The 26,338-nt window shown below is 71.7% G+C and carries 20 protein-coding genes and 1 pseudogene; 12 read left to right on the top strand and 9 right to left on the bottom strand.

Annotated features, from left to right (window positions below; translation table 11 throughout):
- Nucleotides 1-25: 25 nt before the first annotated feature.
- Nucleotides 26-2,260: an Orn/Lys/Arg decarboxylase N-terminal domain-containing protein gene (locus tag ACIBQX_RS45440; protein ID WP_397016069.1), complete on the bottom strand. Its 2,235-nt coding sequence runs from the start codon at nucleotides 2,258-2,260 to the stop codon at nucleotides 26-28.
- A gap of 62 nt (nucleotides 2,261-2,322) precedes the next feature.
- Nucleotides 2,323-3,411: a LacI family DNA-binding transcriptional regulator gene (locus ACIBQX_RS45435; RefSeq protein WP_397016067.1), complete on the bottom strand. Its 1,089-nt coding sequence runs from the start codon at nucleotides 3,409-3,411 to the stop codon at nucleotides 2,323-2,325.
- Between the two features lie 192 nt (nucleotides 3,412-3,603).
- Between ACIBQX_RS45435 and ACIBQX_RS45430 the strand changes: the two genes are divergently transcribed.
- From ACIBQX_RS45430 to ACIBQX_RS45405, 6 genes are all read left to right on the top strand, one after another.
- The gene (locus tag ACIBQX_RS45430; protein WP_397016065.1) at nucleotides 3,604-4,488 is read left to right on the top strand and encodes a carbohydrate ABC transporter permease; all 885 of its coding nucleotides are present in this window, start codon (nucleotides 3,604-3,606) and stop codon (nucleotides 4,486-4,488) included.
- Between the two features lie 3 nt (nucleotides 4,489-4,491).
- Nucleotides 4,492-5,361 (top strand): carbohydrate ABC transporter permease, encoded by an 870-nt coding sequence (locus ACIBQX_RS45425; protein ID WP_397016063.1) that lies wholly within the window; start codon nucleotides 4,492-4,494, stop codon nucleotides 5,359-5,361.
- 32 nt (nucleotides 5,362-5,393) lie between these two features.
- Nucleotides 5,394-6,755: an ABC transporter substrate-binding protein gene (locus ACIBQX_RS45420; protein ID WP_397016061.1), complete on the top strand. Its 1,362-nt coding sequence runs from the start codon at nucleotides 5,394-5,396 to the stop codon at nucleotides 6,753-6,755.
- A gap of 57 nt (nucleotides 6,756-6,812) precedes the next feature.
- Complete coding sequence (locus ACIBQX_RS45415) at nucleotides 6,813-8,861, top strand: beta-galactosidase (RefSeq protein WP_397016059.1); 2,049 nt, start codon at nucleotides 6,813-6,815, stop codon at nucleotides 8,859-8,861.
- A 60-nt stretch (nucleotides 8,862-8,921) separates the two neighbouring features.
- Nucleotides 8,922-9,473: a hypothetical protein gene (locus ACIBQX_RS45410; RefSeq protein ID WP_397016057.1), complete on the top strand. Its 552-nt coding sequence runs from the start codon at nucleotides 8,922-8,924 to the stop codon at nucleotides 9,471-9,473.
- A gap of 277 nt (nucleotides 9,474-9,750) precedes the next feature.
- Nucleotides 9,751-11,466: a DEAD/DEAH box helicase gene (locus ACIBQX_RS45405; protein WP_397016055.1), complete on the top strand. Its 1,716-nt coding sequence runs from the start codon at nucleotides 9,751-9,753 to the stop codon at nucleotides 11,464-11,466.
- Between the two features lie 16 nt (nucleotides 11,467-11,482).
- On the opposite strand, the gene ACIBQX_RS45400 is transcribed toward ACIBQX_RS45405, so the two are convergent.
- The 7 genes and pseudogenes from ACIBQX_RS45400 to ACIBQX_RS45370 all read right to left on the bottom strand — a co-directional run bounded on the left by ACIBQX_RS45400 (nucleotide 11,483) and on the right by ACIBQX_RS45370 (nucleotide 19,427).
- Complete coding sequence (locus ACIBQX_RS45400) at nucleotides 11,483-12,673, bottom strand: alpha/beta hydrolase (RefSeq protein ID WP_397016053.1); 1,191 nt, start codon at nucleotides 12,671-12,673, stop codon at nucleotides 11,483-11,485.
- 48 nt (nucleotides 12,674-12,721) lie between these two features.
- A complete protein-coding gene (locus ACIBQX_RS45395) occupies nucleotides 12,722-14,155 on the bottom strand; it encodes a S41 family peptidase (protein WP_397016051.1) in 1,434 nt (477 codons plus the stop codon).
- Nucleotides 14,152-15,213 (bottom strand): ABC transporter permease, encoded by a 1,062-nt coding sequence (locus ACIBQX_RS45390; protein ID WP_397016049.1) that lies wholly within the window; start codon nucleotides 15,211-15,213, stop codon nucleotides 14,152-14,154. Before ACIBQX_RS45390 ends, ACIBQX_RS45395 begins: the two co-directional genes overlap by 4 nt.
- The gene (locus ACIBQX_RS45385; RefSeq protein ID WP_397016047.1) at nucleotides 15,213-15,494 is read right to left on the bottom strand and encodes a hypothetical protein; all 282 of its coding nucleotides are present in this window, start codon (nucleotides 15,492-15,494) and stop codon (nucleotides 15,213-15,215) included. The genes ACIBQX_RS45390 and ACIBQX_RS45385 overlap by 1 nt, the downstream gene beginning before the upstream one ends.
- A 110-nt stretch (nucleotides 15,495-15,604) precedes the next feature.
- A pseudogene (locus ACIBQX_RS45380) lies at nucleotides 15,605-16,096 on the bottom strand (ATP-binding cassette domain-containing protein); the annotation flags it as partial.
- Nucleotides 16,093-16,485: a GntR family transcriptional regulator gene (locus ACIBQX_RS45375; protein WP_397016045.1), complete on the bottom strand. Its 393-nt coding sequence runs from the start codon at nucleotides 16,483-16,485 to the stop codon at nucleotides 16,093-16,095. The pseudogene ACIBQX_RS45380 and the gene ACIBQX_RS45375, both read right to left, overlap by 4 nt.
- Before the next feature lie 428 nt (nucleotides 16,486-16,913).
- Nucleotides 16,914-19,427 carry a beta-glucosidase gene (locus ACIBQX_RS45370; RefSeq protein WP_397016043.1) on the bottom strand — a complete coding sequence of 838 codons (2,514 nt, stop codon included), beginning with the start codon at nucleotides 19,425-19,427 and terminating at the stop codon, nucleotides 16,914-16,916.
- A 222-nt stretch (nucleotides 19,428-19,649) separates the two neighbouring features.
- Here ACIBQX_RS45370 and ACIBQX_RS45365 point away from each other — a divergent pair, with 222 nt between their 5' ends.
- The 6 genes from ACIBQX_RS45365 to ACIBQX_RS45340 are packed head-to-tail and all read left to right on the top strand — an operon-like array spanning nucleotide 19,650 to nucleotide 26,280.
- Entirely contained in the window at nucleotides 19,650-21,290 is a 1,641-nt protein-coding gene (locus ACIBQX_RS45365; protein ID WP_397016041.1) for an ABC transporter substrate-binding protein, read from the top strand.
- Entirely contained in the window at nucleotides 21,287-22,288 is a 1,002-nt protein-coding gene (locus ACIBQX_RS45360) for an ABC transporter permease (RefSeq protein WP_397016039.1), read from the top strand. Before ACIBQX_RS45365 ends, ACIBQX_RS45360 begins: the two co-directional genes overlap by 4 nt.
- The gene (locus ACIBQX_RS45355) at nucleotides 22,285-23,145 is read left to right on the top strand and encodes an ABC transporter permease (RefSeq protein WP_397016037.1); all 861 of its coding nucleotides are present in this window, start codon (nucleotides 22,285-22,287) and stop codon (nucleotides 23,143-23,145) included. The genes ACIBQX_RS45360 and ACIBQX_RS45355 overlap by 4 nt, the downstream gene beginning before the upstream one ends.
- On the top strand, nucleotides 23,142-24,176 hold the full coding sequence (locus ACIBQX_RS45350; protein ID WP_397016035.1) for an ABC transporter ATP-binding protein: 1,035 nt from the start codon (nucleotides 23,142-23,144) through the stop codon (nucleotides 24,174-24,176). The genes ACIBQX_RS45355 and ACIBQX_RS45350 overlap by 4 nt, the downstream gene beginning before the upstream one ends.
- Nucleotides 24,173-25,249: an ABC transporter ATP-binding protein gene (locus ACIBQX_RS45345; protein WP_397016033.1), complete on the top strand. Its 1,077-nt coding sequence runs from the start codon at nucleotides 24,173-24,175 to the stop codon at nucleotides 25,247-25,249. Before ACIBQX_RS45350 ends, ACIBQX_RS45345 begins: the two co-directional genes overlap by 4 nt.
- Nucleotides 25,246-26,280 carry a LacI family DNA-binding transcriptional regulator gene (locus ACIBQX_RS45340; RefSeq protein WP_397016031.1) on the top strand — a complete coding sequence of 345 codons (1,035 nt, stop codon included), beginning with the start codon at nucleotides 25,246-25,248 and terminating at the stop codon, nucleotides 26,278-26,280. The genes ACIBQX_RS45345 and ACIBQX_RS45340 overlap by 4 nt, the downstream gene beginning before the upstream one ends.
- The last annotated feature ends 58 nt before the right edge of the window (nucleotides 26,281-26,338 follow it).

The raw sequence follows: 26,338 nt of genomic DNA, 5'->3' as shown, positions 1-26,338 counted from the left end.
GGCGCGGTCAGAGTGCCGATGCTCCTCAGCGTTCGACCTCGACGTGGTAGCCGCCGTCGGCGTCGCGGTGGGCGCCGTGGATGTCGGTGGCCAGGTCGGGGAAGGTCCGGTCGAAGTCCTCCAGGCCGTGCAGGTACGTCATCAGCGGGCCGTCGGCGGGGCCCGTCGCCTCCCCCGGCATGAGCATCGGGATCCCCGGCGGGGTGACGACGACGGTGGCGGCGGAGATGCGGCCGGGCAGGTCGGCGAGCGGGACGCGTTCGGTGCGGGAGCGGATCAGGGCCTGGTAGGTGTCGGCGGGGGTGTGGACGGGCTCGGGCAGGGTGGTGAAGATCTCGTCGAGGAGCGCGCCCAGACCCAGGGCGTGGAGCTTGTCGTGCACGTCGGTGCAGAAGCGGCGCAGCGTGGTGGCCGGCGGGCCGAAGCCCGGCAGCACCTCGGCCAGGGGCAGGTCGTCGTCGTAGGCGCGCTTGAAGTCGGTGAGCGCGTCGATCAGCGTTCCCCACTTGCCCTTGGTGATGCCCATGGAGAACAGCACCAGCAGCGTGTGGTCGCCGGTCTTCTCCACGGCGATGCCGCGCCGCCGCAGGTAGGCGGCGACGATGCGGGCGGGGATGCCCCACTCCAGCGTGCCTTCGGTGGCGTCGGCGCCGGGGCAGGTGATCGTCACCTTGATCGGGTCGAGCAGGCAGTAGCCGTCGGCCAGACCATGGAAGCCGTGCCAGGCGGCGCCGGGCTCCAGGGTCCAGCAGGCCGGGTCGGTGCTCAGCAGCGCCGGGTCGGCGTCGGCGAAGGGGATGGGCAGGCCGGTGGCGGGGTCCGGGACGTGCGTGGGCTGCCAGACGCCGAAGTACCAGTCGGGCCGCCGGTCGTCCTCCCGGATGCGGGCGGCCAGCCTGACCATGGCCTGGCGGAACCGTACGGCCTCGATGACCGCCTCGCCCGTCAGGTGGGGCCCGGACGGGCCGTCCATCATCCCGGCCGCCACGTCCAGCGAGGCGATCATCGGGTAGAGGGGCGAGGTGGAGCAGTGCATCAGGTAGGTCTCGTTGAGCCGCTCGTAGTCCACCGGAGCGCGCTCGGCCGACCGGACGTGCAGCATCGCCGCCTGCGACAACGCCGCCAGGAGCTTGTGCGTGGACTGGGTGGCGAACACGGTGGGGCGCTCCGGCCCCGGCAGCGTCCGCTCGTCCACGGCCATGCCGTAGCGGCGGGCGTAGAGCGGGTTGAAGCGGGCGTAGGCGAACCACGCCTCGTCGAAGTGCACCCGGGGGACGCTCTCGCTGAGCAGCTCGGCGACGCGTACGGCGTCGTAGCAGAGCCCGTCGTAGGTGGAGTTGGTGATCACGGCGTAGGTCGGCGCGGTCTCCGCCAGGGGGTGGCCGGACAGGCGGGCGCGCAGGGTGTCGGCCCGCAGCGCGGCTGGTGGGATGGGGCCCGCCAGGCCGAGGCCGTTGCGCTCGGGCACCAGGTAGACGGGGCGTGCGCCGCTGATGGTCACCGCGTGCTGGAGCGACTTGTGGCAGTTGCGGTCCACCAGGGCGGTCTCGTCGCGGGCGATGGCGTGGTGGCCGACGATGCGGTTGGCGGTGGCGTTGCCGTTCATCACGAAGAAGGTGCGGTCGGCGCCGAAGACGCGGGCGGCGTTGCGTTCGGCGTCGCCGATGGGGCCGGTGTGGTCCAGCGGCGAGCCGAGCTCGGGGACGGAGATGGACAGGTCGGTGCGGAGCAGGCGCTCGCCGTAGAAGTCGAAGAACGCCCGCCCGACCGGCGACTTGAGGAACGCGACGCCGCCGGCGTGCGCGGGGGTGTGCCAGGAGTACTGGTGGTGGTCCTGCAGCTTGCGCAGCGCGCGGAAGAACGGCGGGAGGATGCGCTCGGAGTATTCCTCGGTGGCGTGCTCGATGCGGCCGGCGATGAAGTCAGGGGTGTCCTCCAGGGGGAACACATAGCCCTGGATGACTTCGTACACCCACAGGGGGAGCTCCTGCTCGGTGGTCATGAGGAAGACCGGCAGGCTGCGGAAGCGGTGGGTGACCGCGCTCAGCACCTGCTCGGCGCCGGGCGCGTCCCAGTCGGCCAGCATCCCGGCCAGCGAGGCGTCGGAGCCGATCACGGCGAGCGCGTCCTGCGTGCGGTGCGTCCAGCGCAGCTGGACGCCGAGGTCGTCCAGGGCCGCGGCGACGCGGCGGAGCTGCTCGGCGAGTGCCGTGTCGGCGTCGGGGCGTTCCGTGACCGCGGCGAGGACCGTTCGTTCCATGCGAGCTCCATGACATGGGGGGATGTCTGCCCACACTTTACTCTGAGTTGTATGTTCGTCGCTCAGCGTGGTGGGGCGGTGCTGGCGCGGACGACCAGGCGGGTGGGGACCAGGTCGGTGCCGGGGCCGTTGGATCCGCCTTCGCGGATCTGCCGCAGGGCGCCCTGGACGCAGCGGCGGCCGACCTCGGCGAAGTCCTGGTGGACGGTCGTCAGCGGGGGGACGAAGCAGGCGGCGTCGGGGATGTCGTCGAAGCCGACGACGCTGATCTCGGCCGGCACCGCGCGCCCCCGCTCGTGGAAGGCGCGGAGCAGGCCGAGGGCCATCTGGTCGTTGGAGGCGAACACCGCGGTGCAGTCCGTCCGGTCGGCGAGGGTCAGCCCGGCGGTGTAGCCCGACTCGGCGGACCAGTCGCCGTGCAGCGGCGGCGGCACCGTCCGTCCGTCCTGCTCCAGCTCCAGCCGCCAGGCCTGGGCGCGGCGCTGGCTCGCGAAGGAGGTGCGCGGGCCGGTGACGTGCCAGACGGTGCGGTGCCCCAGGTCGAGCAGGTGACGGACGGCGAGGCGGGTGCCCTCGGCCTGGTCGGTGTCGACGACGCTGTAGCGGTCCCCGGCGTCGGAGTCCACGACGACGACGTGGACGCCGGGCGGCAGAGTCACCGTGCCGGCGTCCAGAAGGTGGACCTCCATGATGACGATGACGGCGTCGACGGCCAGCTCGCCCATCCGGGTGAAGGCACCCAGGACGTTGTCCTGGGTGGGGACGTCGATGGGGATCAGGGTGATCGCGTAGCCCTCGGAGGCGGCGTGGGTGGCGATGGCCTCCACGGTGCGGCTGTTGCCGGTCGAGGCCAGGCTGAAGAGGATCACGCCGATCGTGTTGAACTGGCCGTACCGCAGGGCCCGCGCGGCGCTGTTGGGCCGGTAGCCCAGCTCACGCATGGCGGCGAGCACCTGCTCGCGGGTCGTGCCGATGACGCCGGCGTGCCCGTTGGCGACTCTGGAGACCGTCTGGGAGGAGACGCCGGCGAGCTTGGCCACGTCGGCCATGGAGACCCGCTGCTTGCGGCGCCCGCCCGGAATGCCCGAGCCGCCCCGTTGCGCGCCGCCGATCGACGCCGGAGCCTGCTGAGCCGGGCGGTCCAGATCCATGGTGGTGTCGCTCCTGTCTGCTTTGTTCCCCGTCGTCGCGAATCCTGCGCTGAGCCGTGATCGGCTGTCAACGTGACGGGCGGCTCTTGACCTCGGGGTGCACCGGCTGCCACCATCCGCAGCAGAAGTTTACGTAAACATCCAGCAACTGATGTTTACGTTAACATTTTTGTCGCGGAGAGGGGTGGCCCAGTGGTCTCGCGACGTCATGGGCATGGGCGGTCCTGGCTCGGCTGGCGGTTCGTCGGGCCGTTCATGGTGGTGTTCGCGCTCGTCTTCCTGGCGCCGATCGCCTACTCGATCTACCTGAGCCTCTTCCGCACCCGCCTGATCGGCGGGACGGCCTTCGTCGGCGCCGAGAACTACCTGAAGGCGCTGCAGGACCCGCAGTTCTGGGCGGCGTTCGGGCGGGTGGCGGTCTTCCTCGCCGTCCAGGTGCCGATCATGCTGTTCCTCGCACTGCTGGTCGCGCTCGCGATCGACAGCGGGCGGCTGTACGGGGCGGCGTTCTTCCGGATCGCGGTCTTCCTGCCCTATGCGGTGCCCGCCGTCGTCGCCACGCTGATGTGGGGCTTCATGTACGGCACGCAGTTCGGTCTCATCGGCAACGTCAACGAGGCCTTCGGCCTGTCACTGCCCGATCCGCTGTCGGCCGACCTCGTCCTCGCCTCCATCGGCAACATCGTGACCTGGGAGTTCGTGGGCTACAACATGCTGATCATCTACTCGGCGCTCCGGGTGGTGAACCCCTCGCTGTACGAGGCCGCGGAGATCGACGGCGCCGGCCAGGCGCGGATCATCTGGGCGATCAAGCTCCCGGCGTTGCGCGGCGCGCTGGTCATCGCGACGATCTTCTCGATCATCGGCAGCTTCCAGCTGTTCAACGAGCCGAACGTCCTCAAGACCCTGGCGCCGAACGCGATCACCACCTACTTCACGCCGAACCTGTACGCCTACTCCCTGTCCTTCGAGGGCCAGCAGTACAACTACTCCGCGACCGTCGCCATCGTCATGGGCGTCATCACCATGATCATCGCCTACGTGGTCCAGCTTCGCGGCATGCGGAAGGGGAGCTGAACGATGGCCGCCCGCCCTCTGGTGATCAAGCGCCGCCGGCGCAGCTCGCTGCTGACCCTCCTGACCACGCTCATGCTGGTCTACACCCTGCTGCCCCTGGCCTGGCTGGTGATCAACGCCACCAAGACGCAGGAAGGGCTGCTGGGCTCCTTCGGCCTGTGGTTCGCCGGCGACTTCGCCCTGTTCGACAACATCGCCCAGACCTTCGCCTACGCCGACGGCGCCTTCACCCGCTGGCTGCTGAACACGCTGCTGTACGTGGTCGTGGGCGCGGGCGGCGCGACCCTGCTGGCCACGCTCGGCGGTTACGGGCTGGCGAAGTTCGACTTCCCCGGCAAGAAGGCGGTGTTCGCCACCGTGATCGGCGCCGTGGCGGTGCCCGGCACCGCGCTGGCCGTCCCCACCTTCCTGATGTTCGCCGGCATGGGCCTGACCAACACCCCGTGGGCGATCATCATCCCCTCGCTGGTCTCCCCGTTCGGCCTCTACCTGATGTGGACCTACTCCGCCGACGCCGTCCCGAGGGAGATCCTGGAGTCGGCGCGGGTGGACGGGGCCGGCGAGTTCCGCACCTTCTTCCGGATCAGCCTGCCGCTGCTGGCGCCCGGCTTCGTCACGGTCCTGCTGTTCAACGTGGTCGCCACCTGGAACAACTTCTTCCTGCCGCTGATCATGCTGAAGGACCCCGACTGGTATCCGCTCACCCTCGGCCTCTACAGCTGGAACGAGCAGGCGGCCAGCGCGGGCGGCGACGCCGTCTTCAACCTCGTGATCACCGGATCACTGCTCACGATCATCCCGCTGATCGCGGCGTTCCTGCTGCTCCAGCGGTACTGGCAGTCGGGCCTGGCCGCCGGAAGCGTCAAGGAATAACCCACCGTGAAGATCAGAAAGGCCGTGTCCCCATGGCGATAACCCGTCGTCGCGCCCTCCTGCTGGGCGCCGCCGCCCTGTCCGTATCGCTCGTGGCCGCCGGGTGCGGCTCACCCGCCGGCCCCGAGCCCGCCGGCGAATCGGCCGCGCCCACGTCGGCGGCCGTCTCCGACGCCGACCTGCAGAAGGCCCTGGACGCCGGCGGCAGCATCACCGTCTGGGCCTGGGAGCCGACCCTCAAGCAGGTGGCCGCCGACTTCCAGGCGAAGTACCCCAAGGTGAAGGTGAACCTGGTCAACGCCGGCACCGGCAACGACCAGTACACCGCCCTGCAGAACGCGATCAAGGCGGGCTCCGGCGTCCCGGACGTCGCCCAGGTGGAGTACTACGCCCTGCCGCAGTTCGCCCTGGCCAAGTCCGTCACCGACCTGACCGCCTTCGGCGCCGGGAAGCTGGAGGGCACCTTCACCCCAGGCCCGTGGAACTCCGTCCACGCCGGCCAGGCCATCTACGGGCTGCCCATGGACTCCGGGCCGATGGCGCTGTTCTACAACAAGGAGGTCTTCGACGAGTACGACCTCAAGGTCCCGGCCACCTGGGACGAGTACATCGCCGCCGCCGAGAAGCTGCACGAGGCGAACCCGAAGGCGTACATCACCAACGACATCGGCGACGCCGGCTTCGCCACCAGCATGATCTGGCAGGCGGGCGGCAAGCCCTACACGGTCGACGGCACCACCGTCAGCGTGAACTTCACCGACCCGGGCACCCAGAAGTTCGCCGCCACCTGGCAGAAGCTCATCGACGGCAAGCTGCTGGCGCCCGTCGGGAGCTGGAGCGACGCCTGGTACAAGGGCCTCGGCGACGGCACCATCGCGACCCTGGTCATCGGCGCCTGGATGCCCGCCAACCTCGAATCCGGCGTCAAGGCGGGCGCCGGCAAGTGGCGGGTCGCCCCCATGCCGCAGTGGGAGGCCGGCGGCAAGGCGACCGCCGAGAACGGCGGCAGCTCCCTGGCGATCCCCGAGGCCGCCCAGAACAAGAACCTCGCCTACGCCTTCCTCAAGTACGCCAACGTCGACGAAGGGGTGCGGACCCGGATCGACGCCGGAGCCTTCCCCGCCACGACCGCACAGCTCCAGGACTCCGCGTTCCTGGACAAGGAGTTTCCCTACTTCGACGGCCAGAAGGCCAACCAGGTGCTCGCCGAGTCCGCCACCCAGGTCGTCGGCGGCTGGTCGTACCTGCCCTTCCAGGTGTACGCCAACAGCGTCTTCAACGACACCGTCGGCAAGGCCTACACCTCCACCTCCACCCCGCTGCAGGACGGACTGAAGGCCTGGCAGGACGTCTCCGTCAAGTACGGCCAGGAGCAGGGCTTCACCATCAAGTAGCGGTCCGGACGCCCCCGCCCTCGGGGAGGGCGGGGGCGACTTCTGAGAGCAGGAATCATGGCGGAAGCTGAGAACGGTCGCCGGTGGCTGCGCTGGCCGTCCGAGCCGGAGCGGGCGCGGCTGGCGTTCGGCGCCGACTACAACCCCGAGCAGTGGCCCCGCGAGGTGTGGGACGACGACGTGCGCGCGATGCGGGCGGCCGGGGTCAACATCGTCGCGCTGGCGATCTTCTCCTGGGCGCGGATCCAGCCGCGCGAGGACGTCTGGGACTTCGACTGGCTCGACGAGGCGATGGACCTCCTGCACGCCCACGGCGTCGCGGTCAACCTGGCCACCGCGACGGCCTCGCCACCGCCCTGGCTGACGACGAAGCACCCGGAGATCCTGCCCGTCGACGCGGACGGCCACACGGTGTGGCCCGGCGCGCGGCAGCACTGGCGGCCCACCTCGCCGGTCTTCCGCGCGCACGCGCTGCGCCTGACCCGGGCGCTGGCGGAGCGCTATGGCAGCCACCCGGCCCTCGCCGCCTGGCACGTCTCCAACGAGCTCGGCTGTCACAACGTCTACGACTACTCCGACGACGCGGCCGCCGCCTTCCGGGAGTGGCTGCGCTCGCGCTACGGCACCGTGGCGGAGCTGAACCGCGCCTGGGCGACGACGTTCTGGTCCCAGCGGTACGGCGACTGGGCGCAGATCCTGCCGCCGCGCCTGGCGGCGTCCTACCCCAACCCGACCCAGCAACTGGACTTCAAACGGTTCTCCTCCGACACGCTCAAGGACCATCTGCGCGCCGAAAGCGACATTCTGCGCGAGCTCACCCCCGGCATCCCCATCACCACCAACTTCATGGTCATGGGCGAGACCAAGGGCATGAACTACGCCGACTGGGCCGGCGAGGTCGACTTCGTCTCCAACGACCACTACCTGCTGACCGGCCCCCAGGCCCAGGACGAGCTGTCGTTCTCGGCCAACCTCACCGGCTCGCTCGCCGGTGGCCGGCCGTGGTACCTGATGGAGCACTCGACCAGCGCTGTCAACTGGCAGCCGATCAACCTGGCCAAGAAGCCCGGCGGCCTGGCCCGGGACTCCCTCACGCACGTCGCGTACGGCGCGGACGCGGTCTGTTTCTTCCAGTGGCGGCAGTCGGCGGGCGGCGCCGAGAAGTACCACTCGGCGATGGTCCCGCACGCGGGCGAGGACAGCGACGTGTTCCGATCGGTCACCGAGCTGGGCGCGACCCTGGCGGCCCTCGCGCCGATCGCCGGCACGGTCCGGCGGCGTGCCGCCGCCGCGATCGTGTTCGACTGGGAGTCGTGGTGGGCCGGCGAGCTCGACTCCCACCCCTCCTCCCGGCTGCGCTACCGGCAGGAGGCCCTCGACTGGTACTCCGCCTTCCTGGCCGCCGGCGTCCGCGCCGACGTGATCGGCGTGGCCGACGATCTCACCGGCTACGACCTGCTGGTGGCGCCGATCCTGCACGTCGTGCCCGGCGAGCTGGCACGACGGCTGGAGGAGTACGTGGCCTCCGGCGGACATCTCGTCACCACCTACTTCTCCGGAATCGTCGACGAGAACGACCACGTGTGGCTCGGCGGCTACCCCGGAGCCCTGCGCGACCTGCTCGGCATCCGCATCGAGGAGTTCGGGCCCCTTCTGGACGGCGACACCGTCGACCTGGACATCGGCGTCACCGGCACCCTCTGGACCGACCGGATCGACCTCACCGACCCGGCGACCGAGGCCCTGGCCGTCTACAAGACGGGGGACCACGCGGGCCGCCCCGCCATCACCCTGCGCCGCACCCCCGCGGGCTCGGCGTCGTACGTCTCCACCCGGCTCGGCCCGGACGGCCTGGCCGCCGTCCTCCCTGATCTCCTGAACGTCAGCGGGGTCGTCTCGGAGCTGCCGGCCGAGGTCCGTGGCCTGGTCGACCTGGCCGTCCGCACCGACGGGACGGACGACTACTGGTTCCTGACCAACCGCGGCGACCACGACGCCGACCTCGCCGCCGTCGCCGGCGACCCCCTCCCCGGCCCTTCCCTGGCCCAGCACACGACCTTGGCCCCCGGCCAGGTCCGCGTCCTCCGGCGCCGCCCCGCCGGGTGAGGTCGCCCCCGGGGCGAGCGCGGGCGTCCTGTGGGCCGCTCGCGTTCTAGACTGTCCGGTATGCGGCGATTGACCAGTACGGTGGTCGTGGTGGCGGGGGATGACGCCGGAGACGTGGTCGCGGGCCTGGACGGGCTGCACAACGTACGGGCGATCCCGCGCGGCGAGCGCGACCCGGCCGAGGTGATGGCGGCCGTGGGCCGGTCGGCGGCGACGTACACGGTGCACGACGCCGACCCGCTGGCCGGCGTGGCCACGGCGTGGACGCGCTTCTTCGACGGCACCGGCGTCGTCGGCGGCCTGGAGGTGGCCATCGAGGCCGCGCTGGGCGAGCTGCGCGCCGACCGGCTGGTGCTGCCCGACTACTACCTGGTGCTCGATCCCGACGGCATGACGGAGACCTGGCGGCACTGGTGGCTCGGCGTGCTGGCGGGGGCCGCGCCCGTCCGGGTCGTGCCGGTGCACGCCTCCGCGGCCGCCGTCACGGAGGTGCTGGGACGGCTGGCGGCGGGCCGCTGGTGGCCCGCCGACCTGGAGGTGTGGCTGCGCGGCCTGCCCAAGGTGGTGCCTGACCGCGCGGGTCTGCCGAGCGGCGGCGTCGTGGTGGGCTGAGCGCTCGCGTCGCGGCGGGTCGTCCGTTCGTGAGATCGTTGTAGTTCGCCGGAATGGGTCCGGCGATTCGGGCTCGCACCCAGCGCAGGGCGACGCCACCGTCGCGGGCTGGGGCGAGACGTTCCCCGGCTCTGTGCAAGGGTAGAGCTGCGGTGCGCACGGTGGGACGGCGACGACCGCCGTGCCGGGTGAGTTCGCACGTTGACGCTCCCCGCACCGGGCCGTACGGGGAGTCCTTCCCAGAAGTAGACCGGTAGCAGGGAGTATGGACGTAGGTATGGGAGTTCCTGATGAGTCGGCGATGGCGATGAACGCGACCGGCGGTGAGCTCAGCTTCGCCGATCTGGGGCTCCGTGCCGAGATCCTGGACGTGCTGTCCGGGCTGGGGTACGAAGAGCCCACCCCGATCCAGAGAGAGACGATCCCCCCGCTGATCGAGGGGCACGACCTGCTCGGGCAGGCGGCGACGGGCACCGGCAAGACGGCGGCGTTCGCGCTGCCCGTGCTGCAGCGCATGCTCCACGCCGGCGGCGACGGCGGGCCCACGACGCTGGTGCTCGTGCCCACGCGCGAGCTGGCCATCCAGGTGTCGGAGGCGTTCCACCGGTACGGCCGCATCATGGGCGCCCGCGTCCTGCCGATCTACGGCGGAGCCCCCATCGGCCGGCAGCTGCAGGCGCTCAAGCGCGGGGTGGACGTCGTGGTGGCGACACCGGGCCGGGCCCTCGATCACATCGGCCGGGGGACGCTGGACCTGGAGGGCCTGCGCACCGTCGTGCTGGACGAGGCGGACGAGATGCTCGACATGGGCTTCGCCGACGACATCGAGGCCATCCTCGCGGCGACCCCCGAGGAGCGGCAGACCGTGCTGTTCTCCGCGACGCTGCCGCCCCGCATCGACGGGATCGCCCGCCGTCACCTGCGCGATCCGGTACGGATCGAGATGGGGCGCACGGCGGCGGAGCGCGAGTCGACGCCGCTGGTGGAGCAGAGCGCGTACCTGGTCGCCAGGGCGCACAAGCCCGCGGCGCTCGGCCGCCTCCTCGACATCGAGGCGCCGACGGCGGCGATCATCTTCTGCCGCACCCGAGACGAGGTCGACCAGCTCACCGAGGCGATGAACGGGCGCGGCTACCGTGCCGAGGCGCTGCACGGCGGGATGGAGCAGGAGCAGCGCGACCGGGTGATGTCGCGGCTGCGCGGCGGCACCGCCGACCTGCTCATCGCGACCGACGTGGCGGCGCGCGGCCTGGACATCGAGCAGCTCACCCACGTCGTCAACTACAACGTCCCGTCCGCGCCCGAGGCGTACGTGCACCGCATCGGCAGGGTGGGCCGCGCCGGCCGCGAAGGGGTCGCCCTGACCCTGGTGGAGCCGCGCGAGCACCGCATGCTCAAGGCGATCGAGCGGGTGACCAAGCAGCGGATCCAGGTGGAGAGGCTGCCGAGCGTCGCCGACCTGCACGCGCGCCGGATGGAGCTGACCAGGGCCGCGCTGGAGGAATGCCTCCTCCAGGACGACCTGGAGCCCTTCCACGTCGTGGTGGAGTCGCTCGCCGACGAGTTCGACCTCATGGAGGTGGCGCTCGCCGCGGTCAAGCTGGCGCACGAGGCCAGCGGGGCCGCGCTCGACGAGCAGGAGATCCCCGAGGTGGCGCCGCGCTCCGTGGACCAGCGGCGCGGGCAGCGGGAGGGCAGCCCGGACCGCGAGCGGTACGGCCGCGGCCCGGCGAGCGGCATGGCGCGCCTGTTCTTCAGCGTGGGGCGCAGCGCCGGAATCCGGCCGCAGGACCTGGTCGGCGCGATCGCCGGCGAGTCGAGCCTGAGCGGGCGCGACATCGGCGCGATCGAGATCGCCGACCGGTTCTCGCTGGTGGAGGTGCCGCAGGAGGCGGCCGACGAGGTGATCGACGCCCTCCGGCGAGCCACGATCAAGGGCAGGCGGCCGACCGTCCGCCGCGAGCGCGACACGCGCGGCAGGCGGCCACGCTGACCAGGTCGACGATGCGCTAGGCGCAGGTCCCGCTGCCCGGGGTGCACACCTTGACCTCCGGGTGGCGTGGCCACGGCCGCCGGGATCCGTCGCGCAGGTGCAGATCCAGGAAGGCCCGGACGTACGCGCGGGTGATCTCGGCGGAGCGGGCCGCGGACAGGCCGCCGGGGGCGGGGACACCGAGTGAGCCCGCCAGCACCGGAACGTCGGTGAAGGACTGGTGGTTCGCGCCTTCCACCGTGAGCCACCGCTTCCATCCGGTCAGCAGTTTCCAGTCACGATCCCACGAATTGTCCCGGCCGCCGGGAACGTGCTCCGGCGAGCCCACGAACAGGAACGGCCGCGACAACCCGCTCTTCGGGATCCGGGCGTACGTGGTGCCGTCCAGGTCGATCCCGGCGCGTACCCGCGTGTCCCTCAGCATGGCCGCCACGGAACCGGCCCCGCCGATCGACTGGCCCGCCATCGCGATCCGGGACCGGTCGATCAGGCCAGAGCCGTCCCACGCCGGGCGCGACCCGGTCAGCCGGTCGAGGGCGAAGGACACGTCGGCGGCGCGGCCCTGGACCACCCTCGTGCCGAAGCCCGGATCCGTGTCGCTGTCGCACGCGACACAGGTGGCGATCCGCCCATCGGGGAAGGTCGTGGCGTAACTCTCGTGCGCATGGTCGATCCCGGCCACCACGTACCCATGGCTGGCCAGGTCCTCGGCCAGGGAGGTGAGCGTGCTCACGGGCATGGTGAACCCGGGCGAGAGCACCACGAGGGGCAGGCCGCCCTTGCGCCCTGCCGGTTCCACGTCGCTGGAGGCGTTCGTGCGGGTTCTGCTCAGCATGTCGTACGGCGCGCCGGTCACCCTCTTGCCCCGCAGGGTGAGCTCGGACTCCTTTGCCGTCATGTACGGGGCCCGCCGGCCCGCACCGGTCCGTGCCGGGTACCAGAGGGTGACCATGAGCTCCCTGGCCTTCGCCTCGGGCACCCACGGGTCGGGGCGGGAGGCGTCCTTCAGGTACAGGGCGGTGGTGCCGACCGGAAGGGCGCCGGTGGGCGCGGGCAGGGCCGGGGCACCGGTGGACGCCGCAGGGGAGGGGGAGGTCACGGCGACGGACCTGGGCGGGGCGGGCGCGGAGCAGGCGGTCACGACGAGGACGGCCAGTCCGGCGGTGACCGCCGGGCCGACCCGCAGGGGTCCGATGGCATGGCTCATGAAGGAGTCCGTTCTCTCGGGGGACGACTCGGCCGGGCCGGTTCCGCGTCACCCGGCCAGCAAGGTCAGGGCCTTGGCCAGCGCGGGGTCACGCCCGGCGGCGGCGTCCCCGGGGGTCAGGGGCACATGGTGGTCGGGGGCCACGCCGACCCGGTCGATCACCTCGCGGCCGGGGCCGAGGTGGTGCTTCGACGGGAACCCCAGGATGGTGTTGTCGCTGAGGAGGTACGGTCGCGCCGGGCCCGAGACGGCGCCCGCGGTCCGCGTCCCGACCAGCCGGCCGAGACCGAGATCCTTGACGGCGGCGCCGAAGTGCTCACAGGCCGAGGCGCAGCCCCGGTCGGTCAGCACCACCAAGGGCAGGCCGAGCAGTGGGACGCTGTCGTCGGTCCGCATGGTCTCGCACGTGCCGTCCCCGGCGCACTGGTACGCGGTGACCTTGCCGTGCGCGAACCCGCTCAGCAGCCGGTTCGCCTCGTCGGGACTGCCACCGCCGTTGCCGCGCAGGTCCAGCACGACCCCGGTGAGCGTGCGGCCGGCGCCCATCCGGGAGACCGCCTTGAAGACCCGGTCCGCGGCGTCGGGGGCGAAGCCGCTGAGCCGTACATAGGCGATGTCGTCCCGCAGCGGCTTGGACGTCACCACCTGGAGGGCGGCCGGATCGGGCTGGTACAGGCCGGGCTTCAGCGTCACGGTCCGGCGGCGGCCGGTGTCCTGCCGCAGCAGGCGGAGCCGGACCGGACCGGCCTCGGGATAGCGCGGGTAGAGCGCGGCGACGGCGGCCGGCGTGACGGTCGTGCCGATGAACGGCGCCGACCCGTTGACGGACTCGATGATGTCGCCAGGACGCAGCCCGGCGCTTTCGGCCGGTCCGCCCAGGACGGTGGTGACGAACAGCGGGGGCAGGGCGGCCCCGGGGTTCACGGTCACCTGGGCGCCGAGGTTGGCCTTGAACCCCAGGCCGTACTGGTCGTCGTCGTAGCGGCCGGGCGGCGGTCGCACGCCCTGTGTCCAGCGGGCGTGGTTGTCGTCCAGGGCGGCCACGATGGCCCGCAGGGTGACGGCGGCCAGCTTCTGGCGGAGGTCGGCGTCCGCCGGCAGCCCAGCCGTGATCTTCCGGTAGGCCGCTTCGAAGGCGCCCCAGTCGGCTTTCCGGTCACCGGTCAACGCCGGCATGGTGGCCTCGGCCGGATCGAGCCCCTCGCGGTTGAGCTCCTGCGTGAAGGCGACGAATCCCGCGCTCAGCAGCGAGCGGGCATCGAGGGTGGCGCCGCTGTAGTAGTTGGCGAGGATGCAGAGGTAGGCCTGCTCGATGACGTCGATCGTGGTGGGCGTCTCGGGCGGCGGGTCGCCCTGGGGCTGCGCGCAGACGGGCGGCCCACCGGAGGCCGCGTTGCCGGGCCGGCTGCGCGGCGGCGTCTGGCCCGTGCAGGCGACCGCCAGGAGGAGGACGAGCCCGGCCGCGACGGCCCTGACCGTCATGACAGGCGCCTTCGGATCCACCAGAAGCAGAACCAGGTGAGGCCGAGCGTGAGCAGGGCGTAGATCCCGGTCTCCATCCACTGGAAGGGCCAGAAACGGTCGAAGGGCTGGTAGGTCGCCTCCTGCCGGTAGCCCAGCCGGTTGACCTCGGCGACACACCCGTCCGGGCCGCTCCGCTCCTGCTCCCGCATCGCCGATGCCGCGCAGGGGCCCGATGTCGTGGACACCTGGACGGTGGCGCCTTCGGCGTCGCCGCCGACCGGGCTGCCCGACGGATCGACGAGCCGGCTGGACAGCACCCACGCGCCCGTGTGACCGGGGATCGCCTGGTCGACAAGCACTTGCGGAGGTCCGCCGTCGCGCGGCATGCCGAAGGAGTCCATGTTCTCCGGGCTGAGCTCGAAGGTCCCGGTCACCGGCGGGAGCAGATGGGGCCGGACGAGCAGCGGCATGGCGATCTGAAGGACGGTGAAGGCGGCCAGGGTGACGGCCATGGCGGGCAGGGTGCGCCGGACGAGCATCCCCACGGTCACGCCGAGGACCAGGGCGAAGGCCGCGTACGCCATGGGGACGATGCCGCGTGCGGCGAAGACCAGGGGATCCATCAGGGTGAAGCCGGGAGCGGCGGCCTGGTCCAGAGGGGTGGCCCACCAGGTCACCGCGAGGCCGCACAGCCCGGCGGCGGCCATCGCGGCCAGGCCGGTGAACGCGAGTTTGACGGCCAGCCATCGGGTGCGGGTGATGCTCTGGTTCCACACCAGCAGGTGGGTGCCGCCCTCCAGCTCACGGGCGATCAGCGGCGCCCCCCAGAAGAGGCCGACGAGGCCGGGCAGGACCAGCACGACGACGGTGACGGCCAGGAAGGGGGTCTGGAACTCGTCGAAGAACCGGTCGAAGAAGCGCGCGCAGCCGTCACTCGGGGCGCAGCCGGCGATCCCGGCGGCGTAGTCGGCGGCCAGGCCCGGGCCGGTCAGGGCCAGGACGGCGGCGACCACGAGGAGCGCGGCGGCTGTCATGCCGGCGGCGGCGCGGAACTGGCGCCAGGTCAGCCAGACCATCACCGCACCTCCAGGACCGGTCGCCGGTCGGGGGCGGGTTTCTCCATGTAGGCCAGGACGAGGTCTTCCAGGCTGAGCCGGCTGACCGTCCAGGCCGGGTCGTGGATCGGGGCTTCGGTGCGGACGACGATGGTGCTCTGCCGGTCGGTGTGGCGGGCGGAGACGACATGCTGGTCGGCGGGGAGCCTGTCGGGGGCACGGCGAGCGCCGGTGAGCCGGTGATGGGTGGCGAGGAGCTCGTCGACCTCGCCGGCGACGCGGACGCGCGAGTCGACGAGCACGATCAGGTAGTCACACGTGCGTTCCAGGTCGGAGACCAGATGGGAGGAGAGCAGAACGCTGAGCTCGTGCTCGGCGACGGCCTCATCAGGTTCTGGAGGAACTCGCGGCGCGCCAGCGGGTCGAGCGAGGCGACCGGCTCGTCCAGGATCAGCAGTTCCGGCCGCTTGGCCAGGCCCAGGGCGAGGGCCAGCTGGGCGCGCTGCCCGCCTGACAGCTTTCCCGCCCGGCGGCCGAGATCGAGATCGAGCCGGTCGAGGCGCTCGCGGGCCAGCGCGTCGTCCCACCGGGGGTTGAGCCGGGCGCCTAATCGCAGATGGTCGGCGATGCTCAGCCCGGGGTAGGTGGGGGTGTCCTGGGCGACGAAGCCGACCTTGGACAGCTGTTCGGGGCCGCCCGCCGGATGGCCGCCGAGCACGGTGATGCTGCCCGACGTCGGCTGCAGCTGGCCGCCGGCGAGTTTCAGCAGGGTGGTCTTCCCGGCCCCGTTGGGGCCGACCAACCCGGCGACACGCCCGGCCGGGATGTCGATGGTGCAGTCTGTCAGCGCCCATCGCCTGCCGTACCTTCTGCTCAGTCCCTGGGCCTGTATGACGGTGGTCACGCTATGTCCTCCTGCGCGGCGGTCCGAAAGGTGGTCATGAACAGGGCCTCGATGCTCTCCTCGTCGAGTCCGGCCCGGCGGGCCTTGGCCAGCCAGCGCTGCAGGTCCCGCCGGAGCGGGCCGTGCGCGGCCAGGGAGGCGTCGGTCAGCGTCTTCGTCACGAACGTGCCGATCCCCGGCCGGGCGGCCGCCAGCCCTTCGTGCTCAAGCTCCCGATACGCCTTGAGCACCGTGTTGGGGTTGATCGCCAGCCGCGCCACCACGTCCTTGACCGTCGGAAGCTGATCGCCCTCACGCAGCAGACCCAGCCGCAACGCCTGCCGCACCTGCTGGACCAGCTGCAGGTACGGCGAGACACCGGACCGGCCGTCCAGGTGGAACTCGATCACGGGCACTCCATTTATCTAGGGTCCTAGCACTATAGACACCTAGAACGTAAAAAGGCCGTAAGACCACTGCGGTCTCCCGCTTGTCTCCTTGAGATGGCGGGGCTCCTCGCCTATCGGGAGTCGCCTACTCCGCCGGCAGGGCCTTCGCCCGCTCCTTCACCCAGGCGGTCAGCGCCGAGAACGCCGGTGGCCGGTACGCCTGCTGGGATTCCGTCCTGGCGAGCACGCGCTGCGGCCTGTGGCGCAGGTGCGGTGATCGTCATCCGCCGGGCGGGCCTACGTACAGGCTGTTCGGGGCGCCGCACGGCGGGCTGAGCGGCGTGGACGTCCCGTGTGATGGGGCGGCGGATGCCGGTCGGCCCGGATCCGCCGCACCCGTCCGGCCCGCCTTGGCCGTCGGCGCCGACCGGTCCGAGGGCTCTTCCGGCCTAGGGCACGCTGATCCGGGCGGTGAGTGTCAGGTCGGCGACGCTGGTGCCGGCGTGGACGGTGAAGTCGCCCGGCTCGGTCCGCCAGCCCTGGTCCCAGTGCTGGAACGATCGGCGTGTGAGGCGTACCGTGACCCGCTCGGCTCGCCCCGCGTCGGCGCGTACCACCGCGTATCCGGCCAGCCAGCGCTCGGGTCGGTCCACCGTGCTCGACTCGCGGGACAGGTACACCTGCACCACCTGCTTGCCCGCCCGGTCGCCGGTGTTGCGCACGGTCACGCTCACCTCGTCCGGGGTGGCGGCCAGGCCGGTCAGCTCCCAGCTCGTGTAGCCGAGCCCGTGCCCGAACGGGTAGGCGGGCTGGGTCCCGGCGCGCAGCCACGCGCGGTAGCCGATGTGGATGTCCTCGTCGTAGGCCACCACGCCGTCCACCGGTGCGGTGGCCAGCACCGGCACGTCGGCTTCCTTGGCAGGCCAGGTGGTGGGCAGCCGGCCGCCCGGCTCGACGGCGCCGAGGAGCACGTCGGCCAGAGCGGTGCCGAACTCCTGCCCGCCGAACCAGCCCAGCAGCACGGCGGCCACCTCGTCCCGCCACGGCATGAGCACGGGCGCGCCGGCGTTCACCACGACGACCGTGCGCGGGTTGACCGCGGCCACCGTCCGCACCAGCGCGTCCTGCGCCCCCGGAAGCGCCAGGGTGGCGCGGTCGGCCGCCTCGCGCTCGATCTCCGGGCTCGTGCCGACCACGATCACGGCCACCTCAGCCCGCCGCGCCGCCACCACGGCCGCCTCGATCGCCTCCGCCGGGTCGCCGTCCGTCGAGTTGGCCTGCTTCGCGTCGGTGGCCTGTGTGCCTGGGGAGAGATCCTCGCCCAGGGTGAGGGTCAGGCCGTTGCGCTGCGGTACGTCGTCCAGCCTGGCCACCAGTACGACCTCCTCACCGGCCGGCTCGACCGGGACCGAGGCGTGCGGTGGTGAGACCAGGCCGCCGCCGAAGTCCTCGCCCTCGTGCACCAGTTCCCGCTCCAGCACCCGAACCCCGTCCACGGTCAGCGTGGCACGCCCGGCCCCGGCGACGCCGAGCCGTACGATGCCTGGCTCCCGTACCCGGTAGCGGGTGCTGACCTCCACCGAGGCGGTGCCCGCCGGGCGGGAGCCGCCGAGCCTGGCGAGGTCGGCCGAGCGGCGGTTCTCGCTCAGCAGTTCGCGGCCGTCGGCGGCGAGGAAGCGGGCACGTACCCCAGGCTCACCGGAGACGGGGTCGGTCAGCAGGGCTATCGGCAGGGCCGCGATGCCCGCCTGCGTGACCGCGCCGAGCGTCCAGGTGATCTCGGCGTCAGGTAGTGCGGCGCGCAACCCGTCCAGCGGGGAGACGACGTACGGCGGGGTGACGGTGGCGCTGCCGCCGCCCTGGGTGCGGAACTGGAGGGCGTTGTGCCCGATCACCGCGACCGACCGGGGGCCGGGCGCGGCCCAGGGCAACTCGCCGTCATTTCGCACCAGCACCATCCCGTCAGCGGCCACCCGCCGCGCCAGCACGGCGCCATCCTCGGCCGAGCCCGCCGCCGAGCCCGCCGACGTGGCGGTGTCACTGGGGGAGGCCTCCGAAGCCGACGTGGCGGTGTCACCAGGGGAGGCCGTGTCCGGGGCGGGGGTGAAGCCGTCGAGGGCGCCCACGCGGGCGGCCAGGCGCAAGAGGCGCAGCACTTTCTCGTCCACCGCCGACTCCGGCACCCGCCCGTCGCGCACCGCCGTGACCAGCGCCTCCCCCCAGGGTCCGTCCGGTCCGGGCATGACGAGGTCCTGACGGGCCAGGGCGGCGGGCGCGGTCGTCCGCGCGGCCCACCAGTCGGACACCACCACCCCGTCGAACCCCCATTCGCCGCACAACGGCTCGGCCAGCAGCGGGTTCTCTGTCATGGTGGCGCCGTTGACCGCGTTGTACGCCGACATCACCGCCCAGGCCCGCGCCTCCACCACCGCCTTCTCGAAAGCGGCCAGGTACAGCTCGCGCAACGCCCGCTCGCTCACCGAGACGTTCGCCGTGAAGCGCTCGGTCTCGAAGTCGTTGCCCACGTAGTGCTTCGGGGTCGCCGCGACGCCCCCGCTCTGGACGCCGCGCACGTACGCCGCCGCCAGATCCGCCGTCAGCAGCGGATCCTCGGAGAACGCCTCGAAGTGCCGTCCGCCGAGCGGGCTGCGGTGCAGGTTGATCGTCGGCCCGAGCACCACGTGCGCGCCCTTGCGCCGCGCCTCGGCCGCCAGCACCGCCCCGTACGCGTGGGCGGTCGAGACGTCCCAGGTGGCGGCAAGCGCGGTGGCCGACGGCAGGTTCACCGCCGGGTCGCGCTCGTCCCAGGTCACGCCCCGTATTCCGGACGGGCCGTCGGACAGCACCATGGCCCGCAGCCCGATGTCGGGATCGGGGTGGGTGCTCCACTCGTCCGCGCCGGTCAGCAGGCGGACCTTGCGTTCCAGGGTGAGCTTGTTCAGGAGCAGGTCGATCCGGTGCACAAGGCCTCCCGCTGCTCATACGTATGAGCACATCTGCTGAATAGGTTGATCCGGGACGCTAGGCACAGAACATCGGCCCGTCAAGGGGGTGCGAAAAGTTCCGGTCATGCTCTTGACGTCTGGCCGTAACGTCCCTAGCGTCCCTGTTCATACGTAGAAGCACCAGCCCTTCCCTCATCTGGCTGGGGTGCTCATACGTATGCGCACCCCCTGGAGACATATATGCCTGGAAGAGGACTCCTGATCGCCCTCGTGTTGGTGCTCGCCACCGCGTGCTCCGCGGGCGGCCAGAGCCGGCCGGACGGCGGCGCCCGCGCGGACACGATCGTCTTCGGCAAGACCGACGGCGGCACGACGTACATCCGCAACTACAACGTCGTCGGCCCCGCGACGCAGAAGACCCCGAACGCCGAGATGATCTACGAGCCGCTGGCCCGCGTCGACTACAGCGACGGCGGCACGATCAAGCCGTGGCTGGCCGAGAGCCTGGAGTTCGACGAGAAGGGCACCCGGCTCACGATCAAGGTGCGCCGGGGCGTGACGTTCTCCGACGGCGCGCCGCTGACGGCCGACGACGTCGTGTTCTCCCTGAACCTGCCCCTGGACAAGCCCGACTTCAACCTGGGCGGCACCACGTACACGGCCGTGGAGAAGGTGGACGAGTCCACGGTCGCGGTCACGTTCGACAGCCCCGGGTTCAGCGAGATCAACCAGTTCGCCTCGTCGTCGCTGCCGATGGTGCCGAAGAAGATCTGGGCGAAGCAGGACCTCAACACCTGGACGAACCCGGAGCCGGTGGGCACCGGACCGTTCGTGCTGGAGTCGTTCGCGGCCCAGCAGATCACACTGCGCGCCCGCGACGACTACTGGGGCGGCACCTTCCCGATGAAGTACCTGAAGATCATCCCGACCAACCAGGACGCGGTGAAGGCCCAGCTGCTGCGCGGCGAGGTCGACTGGGCGATCCAGTCGTGGCCGGGCGCCCAGGAGGAGTACGTCGCCAAGGACCCGCAGGCCCACATCTACCAGATGTACGCCACCGGCGGCGCGTACTCGATGCTCTACAACGCCGCCCAGCCACCCTTCGACGACGTGCACGTACGCCGCGCGCTGGCGATGACGATCCCGCGCGGCGACATCGTCACCACGCTCAACCGCCCCGGCACCGAGGCGGGCCCCACCGGCCTGGTCGACCTGGTCTACAAGGACTGGCTCAAGCCGGAGTACCGGGGCAAGGTGCAGCAGGTGGACGCCGAGGGCGCCAAGCGCGAGCTGGCCGCCGGCGGCTGGACGGTCGCCGGCGGCAAGCTGGTCAAGGACGGCAAGTCGTACGCACCCACCATCTCCTTCAACCAGGACTTCGGCTGGGCCGCCTACGCCGACATCATGGCCAACAGCTGGGAGTCGGCGCTCGGCCTGCGGGTCAAGCCCGCCGGAGCCCCCGGCGCGAGCCTGTACGAGAGCCAGCAGCTCGGCGAGTTCGACCTGACGATCGTCGCCACCGGCGGCGCCGGGGTGAGCGGCGTCTACAGCATGCTGGCCGGCCGCGCCGCCAAGCCCATCGGCAAGAAGGCCGCCACCAACCCGGGCCGCTGGCGCGACGCGAGGACCGACGCCGTGCTCGCCAAGATGCTGGCCACCGCCGACGCCGGGCGGCTCAGGCAGTACGCCCAGGAGATGCAGTCGATCGTGGTGGACCAGGTGCCTTTCAGCCCGATCTACAACTCGTACTGGTTCGTGGCGGTCAACGCCAAGCGCTGGACCGGCTGGCCCACGCCGGAGAAGTTCGCCCACGTACCGTTCCCCGGCCTGGGCCCGGACTGCACGATGACGCTGATGAGCCTCAAGCGTGCGGCCCCATGACCGGCGGACGCTTCCTGGCCAAGCGGCTCGCCTTCTACGCCGCCGCCGTGTGGTCGGCGATCACCCTGAACTTCCTCATCCCGCGTCTCATGCCGGGTGACCCGTCGCTGGCCATCATCGAGGAGCTGGAGCGGGTCAGCGGCCAGTCGCTGCCGCCGCGCACACTGGAGTCCATCCAGCGCCTGTTCGGCGACCCGAGCGCCAACCTCGGCGCCCAGTACCTGGAGTATCTGGCCCAGCTCACCCGGCTCGACCTGGGCGTGTCCATCAGGAACTTCCCGACCCCGGTCAGCGACCTGGTCTGGCAGGGGCTGCCGTGGACGCTGCTGCTGGTCGGCAGCACCACCGTGCTGGCCTTCCTGATCGGCACCGGGCTCGGGGTGATCGCCGGGTGGCGGGCCGGCGGCCGGTTCGACTCGATCGTCAGCCCGCTGACCATGTTCGTGTCGTCGGTGCCGTACTTCTGGGTGGCGCTGCTGGGGCTGTGGGCGTTCGGCTTCGTGCTCGGGTGGTTCCCGCTGTCCGGCGGCTACGACCCGGATCTGCCGGTCGGGCTCAACGCGCCGTTCGTGCTGAGCGTCCTGCACTACGGCGCGCTGCCCGCCGCCACGATCGTGTTCTCGGCGTTCGGCGGCTGGCTGCTCGGCATGCGCAACATGACCGTCACCACGGTCCGCGAGGACTACGTGCTGCTCGCCCTGGCCAAGGGCCTGTCACCCCGAAGGGTCATGCTCCGTTACGCGGCCCGCAACGCCATGCTGCCGAACTTCACCGGCTTCGCCCTCGCGCTCGGCGGGGTCGTCGGCGGCGCACTGCTGACCGAGATCGTCTTCAGCTATCCCGGCATCGGCTACCTGCTGTACGTCTCGCTCCAACAGCGCGACTATCCGGTGATGCAGGGCGTCTTCTTCCTCCTCACGCTCACCGTGCTGCTGGCCAACCTGGCGGCGGACTCGGTGTACGCGCTGCTCGACCCGCGCATCAGGGAGCGCGCATGAAGGTACGCGTAGGTCTGGCGATCACCGGTTTCTTCGCGCTGGTCGCGATCTTCGGTGGCTGGTTCAGTGAGGCCGTGCTGGGCCTCGACCCCCGGGCCAACGACATCCAGGCCATCGCCCAGCCGCCGTCGGGCGCGCACCTGCTCGGCACCACCCAGTTCGGCCAGGACGTGCTGGCCCAGGTGATCGCGGGGGCGAGCGGCTCGATGTTCGTCGGGTTCCTGGCCGCCGCGATCGGCACGGTGCTGGCGGTGCTGGTCGGCGTGACCGCAGGCTACTTCGGCGGCGGCGTGGACGGCGGCCTGAACTTCCTGACGAACCTCTTCCTGGTCATGCCGGTGCTGCCGCTCATCTTCGTCGTGGCCGGCTATCTGCAGGGCACGGGTCTGTGGACCATCGCGCTGATCATCGGGCTGTTCGGCTGGGCGGGCGGCGCCCGTACCCTGCGAGCCCAGGCGATGAGCGTGGCGGGCCGCGACTTCGTGCGCGCCATGCGGCTGCTCGGCGAGAGCAACCGCCGGCTGATCTTCTTCGAGGTGCTGCCGCACCTGACCGGGCTGATCGCCTCGATGTTCCTGCACGCGCTGATCGGTGCGGTGCTGGCCGAGGCGGGGCTGGCCTTCCTCGGCATCTCCGACTCCGCGTCGATCAGCTGGGGCACGATGATCCAGTCGGCGCAGCAGCAGAGCGCGGTGCTGCGCGGGCTGTGGTGGTGGTTCGTGCCGCCGGGACTGTGCATCGCGCTCATCGGCACGGCTGCCGCGCTGGTCAATTTCGGCGTGGACGAGGTGGCCAACCCCAAGCTTCGGGTCACCGGAACGCGGCGGGTACGGACGGCGAGGAGCGAGGCAGCATGACGTCCCAGACACAGGAACAGGCGCCGGCGGCCGACGACGGGGTCGCGGACGGCGCCGTGCTGCGGGTGGACGGGCTCAGCGTCGAGTACGGCGGACAGGTGCGGGCCTGCGTGGACGTGTCGTTCACGCTGCGCCGCGGCGAGATCCTCGGCGTGGCGGGAGAGTCGGGATCGGGCAAGTCCACCCTGATCACCGCCCTGACCCGGCTCCAGCGCCCGCCCGCCGTGACCACCGCGGGACGCATCCTCTACTACGGCCGCGACGGCGGCTCGCCCGTCGACCTCGTGACGCTGGACGCCAGGCGGCTGCGGGCGCTGCGCTGGACGAGCGTGTCCGTCGTCCTGCAGAGCGCCATGGACGCCCTGAACCCGGTGATGCGGCTCGGCGCCCAGTTCGCCGACACGTTGCGCGCCCACGACCGGCGGATGAGCAAGAAGGAGGCCTGGCGGCGAGCCGCCGAGCTGCTCGCCATGGTCGGCATCTCGGCCGACCGGGCGCGCGGCTACCCCCACCAGCTGTCCGGCGGCATGCGGCAGCGGGCGGCCATCGCGCTCGCCCTGGCCTGCCGGCCCGACCTGGTGGTCATGGACGAGCCGACCACCGCCGTGGACGTGGTGATGCAGCGGCAGATCCTCGCCCAGGTGCTGCGCCTGCGCGCGGAGCTGGGGTTCGCCGTGGTGTTCGTCACCCACGACCTGTCGCTGCTGCTGGAGGTGGCCGACAGGATCGCCATCATGTACGCGGGTCGCATCGTGGAGATCGGCACCGCCCAGGCGCTCTACACCGACCCGAAGCATCCGTACACCAGAGGCCTGCGCGACTCGTTCCCGCCGCTGCACGCGCCGCTGCGGCCACTGACCGGCATCCCCGGCAGCCCGCCCGACCTGCGCCGGCCACCGCCCGGGTGCGCGTTCCACCCGCGCTGCCCGGAGAGGATCGACGGCTGCCGGCGGACCACGCCCGAGCTGCTTCCGGTCGGCGGGCACGAGGTCGCCTGCCTGCTCTACCCTGCTGGAGATGATCGAGGATGAGGGAGCCCGTGCTCGAGGCGCGTGACGTTGTCAAGCACTTCCCCGTGGGCGGAGGCGGCGTGGTGCGGGCCGTGGAGGACGCCACGCTGGCACTGCTGCCCGGCCGGATCGTGGCACTGGTGGGGGAGAGCGGCAGCGGCAAGACCACGCTGGCCCGCGTGCTCGCCCGCTTCTACCCGCCGACCAGCGGCGAGGTGCTGCTGCACGGGCGGAGCGGCGCCGGCCGCCGCGACTACCACGGCGACGTGCAGCTGATCTTCCAGGACCCGTTCGGGTCGCTCAACCCGCTGCACCGCGTCCGCTACAACCTCGAACGCGCCCTGCGCCTGCACCACGATCCGCGCGACCGGCGGGAGCTGGACCGGCAGGTCCTGGAGCTGCTCGAACGCGTCAGTCTCACTCCGGCCGCCGACTTCGTCGACAAGTTCCCCCACGAGCTGTCCGGCGGCCAGCGTCAGCGGGTCGTCATCGCCCGAGCCCTCGCCGTCCGGCCGAAGGTGCTGCTCGGCGACGAGCCCATCTCGATGCTGGACGTGTCGATCCGGCTCGACATGCTCAACCTGCTCGCCCGCCTGCGCGACGAGGACGGGCTGGCGCTGCTCTACATCACGCACGACATCGCCAGCGCCCGCTACCTCTCCGACGAGATCGTCGTCATGTACGCCGGGCGCATGATCGAGGGCGGGCCGAAGGAAGAGGTGATCGCCCGGCCCCGCCACCCGTACACCAAACTGCTCATCGAGTCCTCGCCCGACCCCGGCCGCGGCGAGGACGAACGGGCCGCGCTGTTCGCCGGCGCGGACGAGCTGGGCGAGCCGCCGAGCCTGGTGGACCCGCCCGCCGGGTGCCGATTCCACCCGCGCTGCCCGTTCGCGATGCCCGAGTGCGAGCAGAGCCCGCCACCGCGCACCGACCTGGGCGGCGGGCACTGGGCGCACTGCTGGCTGCACCAGAAGGGCCGGGCCGACGAGCTCGCGTCCACCACCACCCACGCGGCCGCACCGGCCGGGCCCCCAGCGCCGGCCGCGCCGGCCTTGCGGGCCGTCGACGCCGGGAAGGAGGAAGGGCCATGACGCCCAAGCGCCGGGGGCAGGCCCCGCGCCAGTCCGATGTGGCCAGGCTGGCCGGGGTGTCCCAGTCGGCCGTGTCCCGCGTGATCAGCGGGGACGTGGACGCCGCGCGCATCCCCGAGGAGACCCGCCAGCGGGTGCTGGCGGCGATCAAGGAGCTCGGGTACGTGCCCAACGCCTCCGCGCGCAATCTGCGCAACAAGCGCAACCAGCTGATCGGCGTGCACACCTTCGAGGCGGTCTTCCCGCACGCCCGCGACGACTTCTACTTCGAGTTCCTGCTCGGCATCGAGGAGCGGGCCGAGGAGACGGGGTTCGACCTGGTGCTGTTCACCTCGACCGGGGCGGGTGACGGGCGGCGCAGGGTCTACCGGGACGGCACCAACCGGCTCAACCTGGCCGACGGCAGCGTGCTCCTCGGCGTCGCCACCGACCGGGCGGAACTGGCCAGGCTGTGGGCCGATGGCTACCCGTTCGTCCACATCGGCCGCCGGGAGGTGCCGGGCGCGGAGATCCCCTGCGTGATCCCCGACTACCGCGGCGCGGCCATCGGCATCGTGGACAAGCTGGCCGGGCATGGTCACCGCCGCTTCGCCTACCTGCGCGAGCCGATGGAGCTGGAGCCGTACGCTGATCGGCGCGACGGCTACCGCGAGGCGGTGCGGCGGCTCGGCCTGATCGACAGGTCGCCCGGCTTCCGCGGCGAGAGCGGCCTGACCGACGACTGGATCGACGAGATCGTCCGGGGTGGCGAGACGGCCGTGGTCGCCGAGAGCGTCCGGATGGCCGAACACCTGCTGGGCGGGCTGACCGCGCGCGGCGTGCGGGTGCCCGAGGACATCTCCGTCGCCGTGCTCGAAGCCACCGGCTGGTGGGACTCACTGGAGATCCCGCGCATCGCCATCGGCCGCATCGCCGTGGACCGGGTCATCGACATGCTCGACGACCCCGACCGGTCGCCCGGAAGCCTGCTCGTACCCTGCCCGATCGTTCCCGGCAAGACCATCGCCGCCGCTCAGGAGCGACGGCCCTAACCCCTGACAGCAAGATCGTCCCGGGCCGCGCCGCGGCCCGGCGATGGCCCTTGCCCTC

Source organism: Nonomuraea sp. NPDC049714 (genome assembly GCF_044465295.1).
In the GTDB taxonomy this organism is placed as follows: domain Bacteria; phylum Actinomycetota; class Actinomycetes; order Streptosporangiales; family Streptosporangiaceae; genus Nonomuraea.
Note: the sequence above shows the minus strand (reverse complement) of the source record. Positions and strands in the feature narration are given on the sequence as shown.